A 13,810-nucleotide genomic window follows, 5' to 3' on the forward strand; every position below is an offset into this window, starting at 1 on the left:
CATGACGATTGTCCGCTCCAGCCGACCGGGCACCACGCGCCCGTGGCTGTTCGCCCTTGCCCTGCTCGCCCTGCTGATCGCGGCCATGCCGGCGCGCGCCAGCGAGGATACCGGCCCGACCAGCCTGCTCATCACCTATCGCAGCACGCCGGCGAACCGCCCCGCCTTTCGCGATTACCTCAAAGGGGCGGGTGCCGCGCGCTTCGAAGCGCTCAAGCGCGAAGGCGCGATCAAGAGCTACGAATTGCTGTTCAACTGGTACACTGACGCCTCGACCTGGGATGCGATGGCGGTGATCCGCTTCAATTCCTATGCCGATGTCGCGCGCTGGAAGACGCTGGAGCGTTCCAATCCCGGCGGCCTCGACGCACAGGGCCTGGCGCTCGCCCAGCCGCTGCTGACCGCGTCGGCCGATCTCGACTGGGAAGAAGGCACGGCCTCCGCCCCCGGCGGCAGCCGCGTCTTCTATGTCATTCCCTATGAATATCGCGCCGCCGACGAGTATCGCAAATATGTCGACGGCTATGTGATCCCACAGGTAAAGGGCTGGATGCGCGAAGGCATATTATCGCGCTACCGCATCTTCATGAACCGCTATCCCGTGGGCGATCGCTGGGATGCGCTGTTCATCTATGAATATAAGGACCTCGATTCCTTCGGCCGCCGTGAGCCCACCATCGCCAAGGTGCGCGAGCCACTGCGCAAGGAACCGGCCTGGGCCGCGCTCAACGCGATCAAGACGCAGATCCGTAGCGAAACGGAAAATGTGATCGCGGACGATCTCGCCGGTCGCTGATCCGATGACCGATATCCGCCCCGCCCTGCTTTCCATCCATCGCTGGATCGGCCTGGCATTCGGCCTGCTGCTGATCGTCCAGGCGCTCACCGGCGTCGCGATCGTCTTCCGCGAGGAGTTGAACCGGACGATCCACGCCGACGCGCTGACCGTTGTGCCCGGCGGCCCGGCGATGCCGGTCCAGCAGATGCTCGACATGGTGCGCGAAGCGCACAGCGATGCGCCGGTGGCGCGGATCGAATATCCGACGACGGCGGACGAAGCATTCCTGTTCCGGATCGAGCCCAAGGACGGTTCGCATCGCCGGATGGTCGCGGTCGATCCCTATCGTGGAGTCATCACGCGCGACGGCGAGTTGGGCGACTGGCCGATCGAATGGCTGTTCGAACTGCATCACGAACTGCTCGCCGGCGATACCGGCGCGATGTTGGTCGGCATCGGCGGGATCGCGCTGCTGTTCATGGCGCTGACAGGGCCCTTCTTGTGGTGGCCCGGCCGTGGCCGCATCCGTCAGGGCTTCTCTGTCACTTTCAGGGGCGGCGGCTATCGCGGCGCACGCGACCTGCACCGCGTCGTCGGTATCATCTTTGCGCTGCTGCTCGCGGTCTCCGCCTTCACCGGGATCGTGATGGTCTGGAAAGCCCCGCTCCAGCCGGTGATCAACCTGGTGGTGCCCACCATTTCCAAGCCGTCGGTCAAGGTGAAGGAACGCAGCGACGCTGCGCTGCTGCCGCTCGATCGCGTCGTCGCGGCCGCGATTGGCCATTATGACGGTGCGAAGGTGCGCAATGTCCGCTTTCCGGGCGGAACCGGTCGCGTCGTCAACGTCTTCCTGGAGGCGGACGACTATCCGCGCCCGCGTGCCAGCAACCAGATCTGGCTCGACGGCTACACCGCGAAGCCGCTCGGCACCTATGAAGCCGCCGCCAATCCGGCGGGCAACGGCTTTATCGACTGGATGCTGCCCATCCATAGCGGCGAATTCCTCGGCACGCCGGGGCGCTGGCTGTTCCTGTTCGAAGCGCTGGCGCTGGCCGGTTTCGGGCTGACCGGCTTCTGGATGTGGGTGGCGCGGCGGCGGCTTCAGGCGGCCACCCTCCCCGCCCTGCCGTTGCGCGAGACCATCCAGGTCCGCATTGCCCGGGTCTGGGACGAAACCGACATGGTACGCGCGATCGAATTGCACGCTGTCGATGGCGGGCCGCTTCCGTCCTTCACCGCCGGCGCGCATATCGATGTCATGCTCGGCGAAGGGCTGATGCGCCAATACAGCCTTTGGAACGACCCGGCGGACCGGACGCGCTATTGCATTGCCGTGCTGCGCGAACCGGCATCGCGCGGCGGTTCCGCCGCAATCCATGCGCTGGAACAAGGAACGACGCTCAGCGTCGGCATGCCGCGCAACAGCTTCCCGCTGGTCGGGGACATGGCGGAAACGCTGCTCGTCGCGGGCGGTATCGGGATCACGCCCTTGCTTGCCATGGCCGCGCACCTGCATGCGACAGGCCGGCGCTTCACGCTTCACTACGCCGCGCGCAGCCGGACGCACGCCGCCTTACTGAAGCAGATCGAACAGGCGCCCTGGGCCGACCGGCTGCGCGCCCATTTCGCCGGGCAACCGCGCTTTGACAGTCGCGCGGCACTGGACGCCGCGGGTCCGGATGCGCAGCTCTATGTCTGCGGCCCGGCGCGGCTGATCGACGATGTGATGGCGAATGCCCGCATGCTCGGCTGGGCGGAGGATCGGCTGCATGTCGAGCTGTTCGACGCGACCCACGCCCCCGACCCCGATGCCCGCCCCTTCGATATCGAACTGGCGCGCAGCGGACGGACATTGCACGTGCCGCCCGATCGCACCGCCGTCGATGTGCTCGCGGAAAACGGCGTCCGGATCGTTACCTCATGCAACCAGGGCCTGTGCGGTAGCTGCGCGACCCCGATACTGTCGGGCGAGCCAGAACATCATGATCGTTTCCTGACGCAGGCGGAACGCGAAAGTGGCAAAGTCTTCACGCCATGCTGCTCGCGTGCACGCACGGCGAAGCTGGTGCTGGATCTCTAAGCTCCCATCATTCCGCGCTCGCGATAATGAAATTCGTGGCTCAGCCCGGCCGGTGCTCCTCATCGATCCGGGTGGTGACGCCAGTCGCCACGATGGTGCGCGTCGCGTCGATGGAGGCATAGGTCCAGAAGATCGACATAGGGTCCGATGCGGAGACGTTGCGGAAGAAATGCGGCACCCCCGCCGGGATCCAGCTCGTATCGCCAGGCGACAGCCGGTGCTCGATCCCGTCGATCGTCGCCACCGCGTCGCCCGACAGCAACAGCACGCTTTCCTCGCAATTGTGGACGTGCAGCGGCACCGCCACGCCCGGATCGAGCATGGTGATGCCGTTGAGCATCTGCGTCGATCCCACGCCGGCGGTCACCAACGGGGTGGTGCGGATGCCGCCGCCGCGATCCTTCACCGGCAACGCGGCGGGATGGAGAATGGCAGGCAATGCGATCATGGTAGTTCGCTCCACACGGTTTTCATGTTGGTGAATTCGCGCAGGCCCGCCTCGCCCAGCTCCCGGCCATAGCCGGACTTGCGGATGCCACCGAAAGGCAGTCGCGGATCGGAGGCGACGATCGCATTGACGAACACCGCGCCTGCATCGATCCGACGCACCAGCGCCTCCGCCCGCTCTGCATCGCGAGTCCACAACGAAGCGCCCAGACCGAATTCCGTGGCGTTCGCCAGCCGGATCGCCGCATCCTCATCAGGCACGCGCATGATCGCCGCGAGCGGACCGAAGGTCTCCTCGCGACCGGCCGCCATGTCCGGGGTCACATGATCGATCACCGTTGGCGGATAATGAAAGCCGGGGCCGGGATCGGGAATACCGCCCAGCCGCAGCATGCCCCCCGCCGCGATCGTCCGCTCGACCTGATCGTGCAACGCGTCACGCAGATTTGCGCGCGCCATCGGCCCGATCTCGATCTCGCGGCACGCCACGACGAAGCGCTCGACGAATGCGTCGGCGATCGCGTCGACCAGGATGAAACGCTTGGCGTTGACACAGCTCTGCCCGGCATTGATGAAACGCGCCCTGACCGCCGCCTGCGCGGCGCGTTCGAGATCGGCATCGGCAAGCACGAGGAAGGGATCGGATCCGCCGAGTTCGAGCACCAGCTTCTTGATAGAGCGCCCCGCCTGCGCGGCGACAATCGCGCCCACCTGGGTCGATCCGGTCAGCGTGACCGCCGCGATGCGATCGTCCGCTATCAACGTCTCCACCTGAGCCGGATCGATCAGCAGCGCATGGAATAGGCCTTCAGGGCAGCCCGCGTCCGCCATCACATCGGCGATGGCGAGCGCGCATTGCGGCACATTGGCGGCATGCTTCAGGATCGCGGCATTGCCAGAGGCAAGCGCCGGCGCCAGGAAACGAAAGACCTGCCAAAATGGGTAGTTCCAGGGCATGATCGCCAGGATCGTGCCGAGCGGCTCGAACACCACCCGGCCCATGTCAGTCACCGACTGGTCGGCGAGCATCACCGGCGCCGAACGCGCGTAGAAATCGCAATTGATCGCGCATTTCTCGACCTCGGCTTCCGCCTCGGCAGCCGGCTTTCCCATTTCGAGCGTGATCAACCGTGCCAGTGCCGGCTTGCGCGCGCGCAGCACCGCCGCCATCGCTTCCAGCAACTTGACCCGTTCGGCAATCGCGACGAAGCGCCAATCCGCCTGCGCCGAGGCGGCACGATCGAGCGCCCGTTCCACATCGAGGGACTCGTGCCGGGAAAAACGGGCCAGTTCCATGCCCGTCGCGGGATCGATCGAAACGAACATCGTCAGAGCACCGCGCAAACCGCATGGGTGAAATCCCGCGTACCGAGCGTGCCGCCGATATCGCGCGTCCGGCTTGCCGGATCGGCCAGCGCAGCTTCGACCGCCGTCTCGATCCGACGTGCCGCATCGGCCAGATCGGCCCGTTCGTGGCGGCGCGCCAGCCAGTCAAGCAGCATCACCGCTGACAGGATCAGCGATGTTGGATTCGCGATCCCCTCTCCCGCAATGTCCGGCGCAGATCCGTGCTGCGCCTGCGCGACGCAGACATCATCGCCCGCATTGATCGATCCGCCCAGCCCGAGGCTGCCGGTCAGTTCGGAGGCCTCGTCGGACAATATGTCGCCGAACATGTTGGTGGTGACGATCACGTCGAACATATCCGGCGTGCGGATCAGCAGCGCCGCGGCGGCGTCGACGATCGTCTCGTTCAGCGTCACATCGGGAAATTCTTCCGCCACCTTGCGCACCTCGCGCAGGAACAGGCCGTCGGTGAGCTTGAGCACATTGGCCTTGTGCACTGCATGCACCGACCGCCGCCGCTCTCGCGCCAATGCAAAGGCGGCGCGCGCGACGCGGTTCGAGCCGCGCGCCGTGATCTTGCGGATCGCCAGGGCCGTATCGGCATCGGGCATGAATTCACCCGGCCCGGCATACATGTTACGGTCGGCATAGAAGCCTTCGGTATTTTCGCGGACGATCACCAGATCCATCGGCTTGCGCAGGATCGAAAGATCGGGCCGCGAACGGCACGGCCGGATGTTCGCGTACAGTTCGAACACGGTACGCAATTCCGCCGACGGATTGATTCCGCCTTCCGCACGCGCGGGATAATCATAATGCGAAACCGGCCCCAAGATGACGCCCGCCACCTCGCGAATGCGCTCCAGCACCGCCTTGGGCAGCGTCGTCCCCTGGTCCGCGAGACTGCTCAGGCCGATATCGCGCACCTCAAACTCCAGCCCGAGGCCGAGCGACGCATTGATCGTACGGAGCACCATCAACGTCGCTTGCGAGATTTCGGGACCGATTCCATCGCCCGGCAGAATGAGCAGTTGCATGAGACTATCCCTTCGTGATCACGGGCTCACTGACATATTGCATTTTGCATTACAAGTGAGCAATTTTGGAAGATCGCCCCGGATATGCCATGGCGTATCCATGATAACCGCGCAGGACACCGAATGAAGGAAAGCCTATCCACGCGGATCGCGCGCCAGATCACCGGGCATATCCGCGAGACCGGCCTTGCGGGGGGGCATCATCTCGTCGCCCAGGAACTGGCGGACCTCTTCAAGGTGTCACGTGCACCAGTGACCGCTGCGCTCAAGCAACTCGCCACAGCCGGCACCGTCACATTCCATCCCAATCGCGGTTTCTTCGTCGCAGAAGACGCAGCCGTGCTTTCCGCTCCCCCTGCCCAACCCGGCGACGAAGCACAGGAAGACCAGCTCTATTTCTCCATCGCGGAGGACTGGCTCTCCGGCCGGCTACCGGCGCGGGTGAGTGAGAACGAACTGATCCGGCTTTACGGCGCGACGCGGATCAGGTTGCAGGTACTATTGGGCCAGATCGCCGAAGAAGGCTGGGTCGCGCGCCTCCCCGGCCATGGCTGGGAATTTCAGCCTATCATCTCCAGCACCGGCGATTACGAGGCAATCTATCGCTTCCGCGCATCGATCGAAGCCGAAGCCTTGCGCCAGCCCGGATACCTGCCCGATCCCGACGCCCTGCAGGCCGCGCGCCAGCAGCAATACGATCTGCTCGACGGGCAGATGATGACTTTGCCCCGCGACCGCCTGTTCCAGATCAATTCGCATTTCCACGAACTGATCGTCGCCTGGTCGGGCAACAGCTTCTTCCTCGATGCGATTCGGCGGGTGACCCGCATGCGCCGGCTGATCGAATATCGCGCGATCGTCGATCGCGGTCGTGTCGGGCAGCAATGCCGCGACCATCTGGCATTGCTCGATATGATCGAGCGCGGCGATAACGAAGCCGCCGCACGCTTCGCGCATGATCATATCGCTGGCGCATGGCTCGCGAAGAAATCGCTGCCGCCAGCCGATGATAGCTGACCTATCTTTCTTGACAGGCTGATGACAGGCGAGCCGCCCTAAGCCTCAAAGACAAGGCGGGGCGGTCGTCGCACGCGCCAGCCGCCCTCGGGGGAAAAAGAGAGAGATGCTGGCAATATTGGCCTTCACCATGGTCGCGACGTTCATGACGCTGATCATGACCAAGCGGCTATCGGCGGTCGTCGCGCTCATCCTGGTGCCGACGCTCTTCGCGATCGCGGCCGGATTCACCCAGGGCCTGGGTGATATGATGCTCGCGGGCGTGCGTGAACTCGCGCCGACCGGCGTCATGCTGATCTTCGGCATTCTCTATTTCGGGCTGATGATCGATGTGGGTCTGTTCGATCCGCTCATCAAGACCATCGTCCGCATCGTGCATGGCGATCCGCTGCGCATCACCATCGGTACAGCGGTGCTGGCATTGCTCGTCTCGCTCGATGGCGATGGCACCACCACCTATATGATCACCGCGTCCGCGCTGCTGCCGCTCTACCGGCACATGAAGATGGACGTACGGATGATGGCCTGCCTCATCATCATGTCTGGCGCGGTAATGAACGTTCTGCCCTGGGGCGGCCCCACCGCACGCGCCGCCACCGCGCTGCGCCTCGATCCGCGCGACGTGTTCGTCGGGCTGATCCCGGCAATGCTGGTCACCGCACTCTGGGTCTTCTTCGTCGCCTATCGCTTCGGCATTCGCGAACGCCGCCGACTGGCCCAGCTCCCCGCCGATACCGTCGACGAGAATGCGACCGGCGAAGAGGTGGTGGCGCACGACGTCGGCGATCCGAGCGCCCGGCGCCCTCATCTGATGTGGGTCAATTTCCTGCTCACCGCCATCCTGATGGTCTGCCTGGTCGCCGGAGTGTTGCCGCTCGGCATCCTGTTCATGCTGGGATTCGCGGTCGCGATCATGATCAACTATCCGACGTTGCAGCAGCAGAAGGATCGGATCAACGCACATGCCGGCAATGCGCTGGCGGTGGCGAGCCTGGTGTTCGCCGCAGGCATCTTCACCGGCATCCTGTCAGGCACGAAAATGATCGATGCGATGGCAGCGACGATCATCGATTGCCTGCCACCGTCACTCGGCCCCTATATGGCGCCGATCGCCGCGATCCTCAGCCTGCCCTTCACCTTCCTGATTTCCAACGACGCCTTTTATTTCGGCATGCTGCCGATCCTGGCAGAAACCGGCGCGCGCTACGGTCTGTCGCCGATGGACATGGCGCAGGCGTCGCTCGTCGGCCAGCAGATCCATTTGCTGAGCCCGCTGGTGCCCTCCACCTATCTGCTCGTCGGCATCGCGGGCATCGAGTTCGGCGAGCATCAGCGCTTCACGCTGAAATGGGCGCTCGGTTCATGCGCGGTGTTCATGGCGGCCTGCTTGCTGCTCGGCATCTTTCCGCTGGCGGCGTGAACGGACACCGTCCGGCAATCGCGGTCGCCGGCGCCCTCAGCCCGGCATTCGCCTCACTTGGCCTTGCCGACCCCGGTGGACAGCGTACCGGCCTGCGCCATGCTGTTGTTCCATTCCTGCAGGAAGCGGCGGCGCTTGAGCTGGTCGAGATAGACCAGCAGCATCGGACCGACCCTGATCGCGCGCGCCGCCTTGCTGTCGGCACGCGTGCCCGCAGGCGTTGGAACGTCCGGACGCACCGGCGTCATGTATCGATCGGCGAGCAACGACTGTCCCTGGCGCGACAGCATGAAATCCAGGAACAGCTTCGCCGCGTCAGGGTGTGGAGCACTGCGCGGAATCACAGCGATGCGCGACATCACCAGCGTATAATCCTCCGGCATCACCACGCCGACGGCAGGATCGCGCGACTGACGCTCCAGCGCATAGGATCCGATGATATTATAGGTCATCAGGCTGCGTCCGTCGGACACGCGATCGAGCATTTCGCGGCTGGTGGCATGTTCGGTGGGACGCGCGCGACCCAGCGTCTCTACGAATTTCCACAAGTCGCGATTGGTATGCAGATCCCAGGTCAAATAGAGGAAGCCAGTTCCCGAAAGCTCCGGATCGTAACAGGCGATCCGACCGCGATAATGGTCGGGCGCATTGGCCAACAGCGCCGCGAAATCGGCATGGCTGCGCGGCACCGCGGCCGCAGGCATCAGCGCCTTGTTATAGGTGAAGACGATCGGCTCGGCCGTCACGCCATAGGCTTCATTCTTCCACACCGCCCAATCGGGCAACGCCGCCTTTTCCCGCGAGACATAGGGCTGGGCATAGCCGTCGTTCACCAGCTTGATCTGCAGATCCATGCCCGCGCTCCAAAGCAGGTCGGCACGCGGTGTGCCCGCATTGCTTTCGCGCATGAAGCGCTCGTAGAGTTCGCCGGCGGTGATATCGACATAGTCGACCTTCAGGAACGGATATTCGCGGCTGAACGCCGCCAGCAACGGCGCGACTTCCTGCGTGTCGGCCGTCGAGTAAATGGTGAGCCGCCCATCCTCCCGCGCCCTTTCCTCGACGCGGGCATAGGGCGCTTCATAGGCGGGCACGGAGACGATTGCGGCCCCGAGCAGCAGCAGAAAACGAAGCGGCTTGCCGATCATCCGTGTCTGTGTTCCGATTGCACGCGCTTCTTTCCCAAAAGGCGGTTCCAGATGCTATATTAGGGACTGATCGACGGGGGCGAAAGCGCTTCGCGCACGAGGGATACAGGACAGAAATGGTTCGACGCCGATCAAGGGGACGGGATCTTGGCGAGGGTTTTGCTGGTAGAGGACGACAAGGCGCTGTCGCGCGGGCTGGTGGCGGCACTGGGCGCGGAAGGCTATTCGATCGACCCCGCCTACGACGGGGCGTCGGCGCTGATGATGGCACGTGACGAGCCCTATGCGATCATCACTCTCGACGTCGGCCTGCCCGACATGTCCGGCTTCGAGGTGCTGCGTCAGTTGCGGCGCGAAGGCTGCAAGACCCCGATCCTGTTCCTCACAGCGCGCGATACGGTCGCCGATCGCGTCAAGGGCCTGGATCTCGGCGCCGACGACTATCTGCTCAAGCCGTTCGAGCCCCTCGAACTGGCCGCGAGACTACGCGCCCTGCTCCGCCGTCCGCCCGGCGACCCTTCGCCGGTGATCCGGATCGGCCGGCTGGAGATCGACCGTACCCGTTGCGTCGCATCGATCGACGGAGAGGCGATCGAACTGCGCCGGCGCGAATGGGTGGTGCTGGAACGTCTCGTCGCCCGGCTCGGCCAGGTCGTGACCAAGGACCGGCTGGCGTCAGAGGTCTTCAGCTATGACGAGCCCGTCGCGCCCAATGCGATCGAGGTGTACATCGCGCGATTGCGCAAGAAGCTCACGCCCCACGGCCCGGCGATCCGGACGTTGCGTGGCCTGGGCTACATGATGGAAGCCGACTGACCGTTGGCGTCCGCGCGGCGCACGTCCCTGACCCGGCGACTGTTGTTCGCGCTGGTCGTGCCGATGGCGGGGCTCGCGGTCGCGCTCGGCGTCGGCGGATCGCTGCTGATCGACGATATCGTCGAACGCGTGAACGATCGACTGCTGGCAGCATCGGTGCGTTCAATCGCGGAGACCCTATCCATCGAGGACGGTCAACCTTCGGTCGACCTGCCGCCCTTCTCGCTCGGCATGCTGGAGAATGATTCCCGCGACAATGTCTATTACAGCGTCCGCCTCGGCCAGCGGCTGATCACCGGCTATGGCGACCTGCCGTCGATCGCGGCGATCAAGCCCGACGAAGGCGACGCCAGCTTCGGCTATGCCGATTATCGCGGCATGCGGGTCCGCATCTCCGCGATCAAGCGCAGCCTGCCCAGCTTTTCCGAACCGATCGTCATCGAAGTGGCGGAAACGCTAGAGGCGCGCCGGCAACTGCGTGAACGGATGATGACGGGATTGGTCGTGCTCGAAATCATGCTGCTCGGGCTGGTCATGCTCATCCTGCCCCAGGCGGTGCGCCTGGGGCTGCATCCGCTGGAGCCCATGCGCGCGCATATGGAGACGCGCCGGCCCGACGACTTCGCACCTTTGCCCATGGCGTACGTGCCCAACGAACTTGGCACGCTGGTCAGCGCCTTCAACAGCCTGCTCGCGCGGCTCGATCTGGCGGTCGAGGGCATGCGGCGTTTCACTGCCGACGCATCGCACCAGATGCGGACGCCGCTCTCGATCCTGCGTGCGCATATCGCGGTGTTGCGCAGCGCGGGAACCGACAGCGAACAGGGCAAGGCATCGCTGGTCGATATCGAGGCGGCGACCGACCGGCTGCAGCGCCTTCTCGTCCAGCTTCTGGCGCTCGCGAGGGCCGACAGCATGCATCCCGCGCGCGGCATCGCGGCGGAGTCCGTCGATATCATCGCGCTGACGCGGCGCGTCGCGGCCGAACAGGCGCCGCAGGCACTGAAGGATGATGTGGAGTTGATCTTCGAATGCGATGCCGAGGAGCTTTTCGTGCGAACTTCCGAGGGCCTCGCGACCGAACTGATCGCAAACCTTGTCGACAATGCCGTTCATTACAATGAGCCCGGTGGCGAAGTGCTGATCGAAGTGCGTCGCACCGCCGACGCCGTTCTCGTCAGCATCGAGGACGATGGCCCCGGTATCGCAGCCTCCGATCGGGAAACGGTGTTCACCCGCTTCCGCAGGCTCGATCGCGACCAGTCTCGCGCGGGTAGCGGCTTGGGGCTCGCGATCGTGAAATCGCTGAGCGACGCGATCGGCGCCCAGGTGACGCTGGAAGATCCCCAACGCCGCAAGGGATTGCGTGTCCAGATCCTGTTCCCCGGCCAAGACTGAGCCTTGCCGCGACAGCATGATGTCAGCCGCCCTGGCTAAAGCTTGCCGCGCAAGCGGCGGATAAGCCGTCGCGGCCGCATTGGTTGGGGATGCCTCTTTGAAACTGCTTCTTCAGATCTGCGCCGGAGCGGCGGCCCTGCTGGCCGCCCCTGCCGTCGCCAACGGCCCGCTTTACAGCCTAGACCACGAAACGACGCTGCCAAGCACCGATACAGATTGGGATTACAGCAAGCTCGATCCAGGTGGCTCGCGTCTGTTCATGGCGCGCCGCAAGGACGGGCTGGTCGTCTATGACGTCGACAGCCATCGCCAGATCGCCGTCATCGAGAACTCGGTCGGCGCCAACGGCCCGCTGCTGTTGCCCGCGCATAATCGAGGCTATGTCGCGATGACCGACGGCAGCCTGCTCAGCTTCGATCTGAAAACGCTCAAGGCGATCGACCGGATAAAGCTGGCGCAGGACGGCGGACTGAACGGTGCGATGTACGATCCCGCGACCGGCCAGATAATCGTGGTGACGGGCCAGCGACCGCAGACGTCAACCTGGTACCGGATCGATCCCGCGAGCGGGCGTCTGCTGGGTACAAAGAGCTTTCCCTTCACCAAGATGGACGACCCGGCGAGCGACGGACGTGGCAACCTGTTCGCTCCGGCGCGCTACGACAACGTCATCCTGAAGCTCGACGCCAAGACGCTGGAAGAAAAGGCGCGCTGGACCGTCGGCGACTGCATCCAGCCCACAGCCGTCGAATACCAGGCACATGGCAACCGGCTGCTTGTTGGATGCCGTGGTGACAAACCGGTATTGCTGGCGATCGACGCAGACACCGGCCGGATCGTCGCGACCGTGCCGATCGGCCGTGGGATCGACGGGCTGGCCGTCGACGAGCGCCGCCACCGCATTCTCACCTCGAACGGAGTCGACGCCAACCTCTCGGTGATCGAACAGAGTGGCGCGGACGGTTACCGCCTGCTTGGCAATGTGATGACGCGGCCGAACGCGAAGATCATGCAGATCGACGAACGCGATGGTCGGCTGTTCATCGTCACGGCCGACCACAGTCTGATCGCCAGCGACAAAGGTGGAACGCCCGTTCCCTATTACCACCCCGATCGATTCACCGTGCTCACTTACGCACCCCGGTGAATCCATGCCGAACCGGGCGGCCGATCATCGATCAGTCGCCCGGAAACGCAAATTTCAGGCGCAAGCCGAGGACCAGCGCGTCGCGCCGCAGCGGCTCCCAGCCTGGGTTGATCACATATTGCACGTCGGGCTGGATCGAGAAACTGGGGCTGATCTCGCGATCATAACTCAGTTCGATCGCGGTTTCAGCGCGGTCCAGCACCGCCGTGCCATAGGCATCGTCGCCAAGCCGGGCATGGGCAACAGCCAGGCCGACACGCGATCCATCGCGTCCCCAGGTCACACCGCCCCCCACATAACGATCGATCGGATTGACGCGGCCATCCGCGATACCGACACGGATCCACGCATCTAGCTTGTCAGTGACGGAGCCCTCGATCAGCGCATAAGCGCCGCGACTGGCGCGCAGCCTCTCCGGGGTTCCGCTCAGCGTGTCGAAACGCGAGGTATAGGTCCACAGCCCGAGTTGGGCATTGGCGCTCTCTCCGAGCTTCACGTCTGCCTCGGCGACGATCAGCGCGCCACGCTGGCCGGGAAAGCGGATCACCACATCACGTGGGTCGACATGCGATCCGGCAATCGCGTCGAACACGCCGAGCCGCAATGTCCGGCCGGGCCGTTCCGACTTGATCATGAAGCCGATCGACGTGGCGGGGAAGATCGACGGGCCATTGACACCCGATTGCGAGAATTCCGGTCCCACGCCGTGCGAGCTGTTGATGAAGAAGGCGCCGACATCCTGAACATCGAACTCAGTGTTCAGGTCGATCAGGCCGCCCTTCACCGACGTGCCACCATTACCCACCGGCACTGACAACCAGGCTTCGAGCAGGCGCAGGCCGCGCCGCGCCTCGACATTGCTGACAACCTGGCCATCGCCGACATGCCGGCCGGAAAATTCCGGTCCCTGGGTGAACATGAGATCGGCGAACCCGGTTACGCCGTCGAGACCCGCCTTGCCGCCGTCGAACTCGGCAATCAGATCGGCACGCCCCATCCAGTCGACGCCACGATCCTCGCCGCCATCGACCAGCCCGAATATGTCGGTGACATAGCTGCCCCTCACCGTGACGGGCTTCTCCTCGCCTTCCTTGGCCTTCACCACCTCGGCGCTCAGCGCGAGCCCCGCGGCGCACAGGCAATGCTGCAACCCAAATCCGCGAAGCATCAGTATC

The 13,810-nt window shown here is 64.4% G+C and carries 12 protein-coding genes; 7 read left to right on the forward strand and 5 right to left on the reverse strand.

Features of this window, described 5'->3' with window-relative positions:
- The first annotated feature begins 1 nt into the window (after position 1).
- Both ACODTA_RS04865 and ACODTA_RS04870 read left to right on the forward strand, forming a co-directional pair.
- Positions 2-796, forward strand: coding sequence for a hypothetical protein (locus ACODTA_RS04865; RefSeq protein WP_489064666.1), 795 nt, complete (start codon positions 2-4; stop codon positions 794-796).
- Positions 797-800: 4 nt separating this feature from the next.
- Positions 801-2,858 (forward strand): PepSY domain-containing protein, encoded by a 2,058-nt coding sequence (locus ACODTA_RS04870; protein ID WP_489064667.1) that lies wholly within the window; start codon positions 801-803, stop codon positions 2,856-2,858.
- 40 nt (positions 2,859-2,898) lie between these two features.
- On the opposite strand, the gene ACODTA_RS04875 is transcribed toward ACODTA_RS04870, so the two are convergent.
- The 3 genes from ACODTA_RS04875 to ACODTA_RS04885 are packed head-to-tail and all read right to left on the reverse strand — an operon-like array spanning position 2,899 to position 5,689.
- Positions 2,899-3,306, reverse strand: coding sequence for a cupin domain-containing protein (locus tag ACODTA_RS04875; RefSeq protein WP_489064668.1), 408 nt, complete (start codon positions 3,304-3,306; stop codon positions 2,899-2,901).
- A complete protein-coding gene (locus ACODTA_RS04880; protein WP_489064669.1) occupies positions 3,303-4,631 on the reverse strand; it encodes an NAD-dependent succinate-semialdehyde dehydrogenase in 1,329 nt (442 codons plus the stop codon). Before ACODTA_RS04880 ends, ACODTA_RS04875 begins: the two co-directional genes overlap by 4 nt.
- 2 nt (positions 4,632-4,633) lie before the next feature.
- Positions 4,634-5,689 carry an isocitrate/isopropylmalate dehydrogenase family protein gene (locus tag ACODTA_RS04885; RefSeq protein WP_489064670.1) on the reverse strand — a complete coding sequence of 352 codons (1,056 nt, stop codon included), beginning with the start codon at positions 5,687-5,689 and terminating at the stop codon, positions 4,634-4,636.
- A gap of 123 nt (positions 5,690-5,812) precedes the next feature.
- Here ACODTA_RS04885 and ACODTA_RS04890 point away from each other — a divergent pair, with 123 nt between their 5' ends.
- Positions 5,813-6,706, forward strand: a complete 894-nt coding sequence (locus tag ACODTA_RS04890) for a GntR family transcriptional regulator (protein ID WP_489064671.1) — start codon at positions 5,813-5,815, stop codon at positions 6,704-6,706.
- Between the two features lie 106 nt (positions 6,707-6,812).
- Positions 6,813-8,126, forward strand: a complete 1,314-nt coding sequence (locus tag ACODTA_RS04895) for a CitMHS family transporter (RefSeq protein ID WP_489064672.1) — start codon at positions 6,813-6,815, stop codon at positions 8,124-8,126.
- 53 nt (positions 8,127-8,179) lie between these two features.
- Here the strand turns inward: ACODTA_RS04895 and ACODTA_RS04900 are convergent, their stop codons facing one another.
- A complete protein-coding gene (locus ACODTA_RS04900) occupies positions 8,180-9,274 on the reverse strand; it encodes an ABC transporter substrate-binding protein (RefSeq protein ID WP_489064673.1) in 1,095 nt (364 codons plus the stop codon).
- Between the two features lie 147 nt (positions 9,275-9,421).
- Here ACODTA_RS04900 and ACODTA_RS04905 point away from each other — a divergent pair, with 147 nt between their 5' ends.
- The 3 genes from ACODTA_RS04905 to ACODTA_RS04915 all read left to right on the forward strand — a co-directional run bounded on the left by ACODTA_RS04905 (position 9,422) and on the right by ACODTA_RS04915 (position 12,635).
- Positions 9,422-10,090, forward strand: coding sequence for a response regulator transcription factor (locus ACODTA_RS04905; protein WP_489064674.1), 669 nt, complete (start codon positions 9,422-9,424; stop codon positions 10,088-10,090).
- Between the two features lie 3 nt (positions 10,091-10,093).
- Positions 10,094-11,488, forward strand: a complete 1,395-nt coding sequence (locus ACODTA_RS04910) for a sensor histidine kinase (RefSeq protein ID WP_489064675.1) — start codon at positions 10,094-10,096, stop codon at positions 11,486-11,488.
- Between the two features lie 97 nt (positions 11,489-11,585).
- Positions 11,586-12,635, forward strand: coding sequence for a YncE family protein (locus ACODTA_RS04915; RefSeq protein WP_489064676.1), 1,050 nt, complete (start codon positions 11,586-11,588; stop codon positions 12,633-12,635).
- 31 nt (positions 12,636-12,666) lie between these two features.
- Here the strand turns inward: ACODTA_RS04915 and ACODTA_RS04920 are convergent, their stop codons facing one another.
- The gene (locus tag ACODTA_RS04920; protein WP_489064677.1) at positions 12,667-13,803 is read right to left on the reverse strand and encodes a carbohydrate porin; all 1,137 of its coding nucleotides are present in this window, start codon (positions 13,801-13,803) and stop codon (positions 12,667-12,669) included.
- Positions 13,804-13,810 lie beyond the last annotated feature (7 nt).

It is taken from the genome of Sphingomonas sp. FG14 (assembly GCF_057809675.1).

Coding starts and splice junctions, on each gene's coding strand:
- ACODTA_RS04865 (WP_489064666.1), top strand. CDS start 2: ATGACGATTGTCCGCTCCAGCCGACCGGGCACCACGCGCCCGTGGCTG.
- ACODTA_RS04870 (WP_489064667.1), top strand. CDS start 801: ATGACCGATATCCGCCCCGCCCTGCTTTCCATCCATCGCTGGATCGGC.
- ACODTA_RS04875 (WP_489064668.1), bottom strand. CDS start 3,306: ATGATCGCATTGCCTGCCATTCTCCATCCCGCCGCGTTGCCGGTGAAG.
- ACODTA_RS04880 (WP_489064669.1), bottom strand. CDS start 4,631: ATGTTCGTTTCGATCGATCCCGCGACGGGCATGGAACTGGCCCGTTTT.
- ACODTA_RS04885 (WP_489064670.1), bottom strand. CDS start 5,689: ATGCAACTGCTCATTCTGCCGGGCGATGGAATCGGTCCCGAAATCTCG.
- ACODTA_RS04890 (WP_489064671.1), top strand. CDS start 5,813: ATGAAGGAAAGCCTATCCACGCGGATCGCGCGCCAGATCACCGGGCAT.
- ACODTA_RS04895 (WP_489064672.1), top strand. CDS start 6,813: ATGCTGGCAATATTGGCCTTCACCATGGTCGCGACGTTCATGACGCTG.
- ACODTA_RS04900 (WP_489064673.1), bottom strand. CDS start 9,274: ATGATCGGCAAGCCGCTTCGTTTTCTGCTGCTGCTCGGGGCCGCAATC.
- ACODTA_RS04920 (WP_489064677.1), bottom strand. CDS start 13,803: ATGCTTCGCGGATTTGGGTTGCAGCATTGCCTGTGCGCCGCGGGGCTC.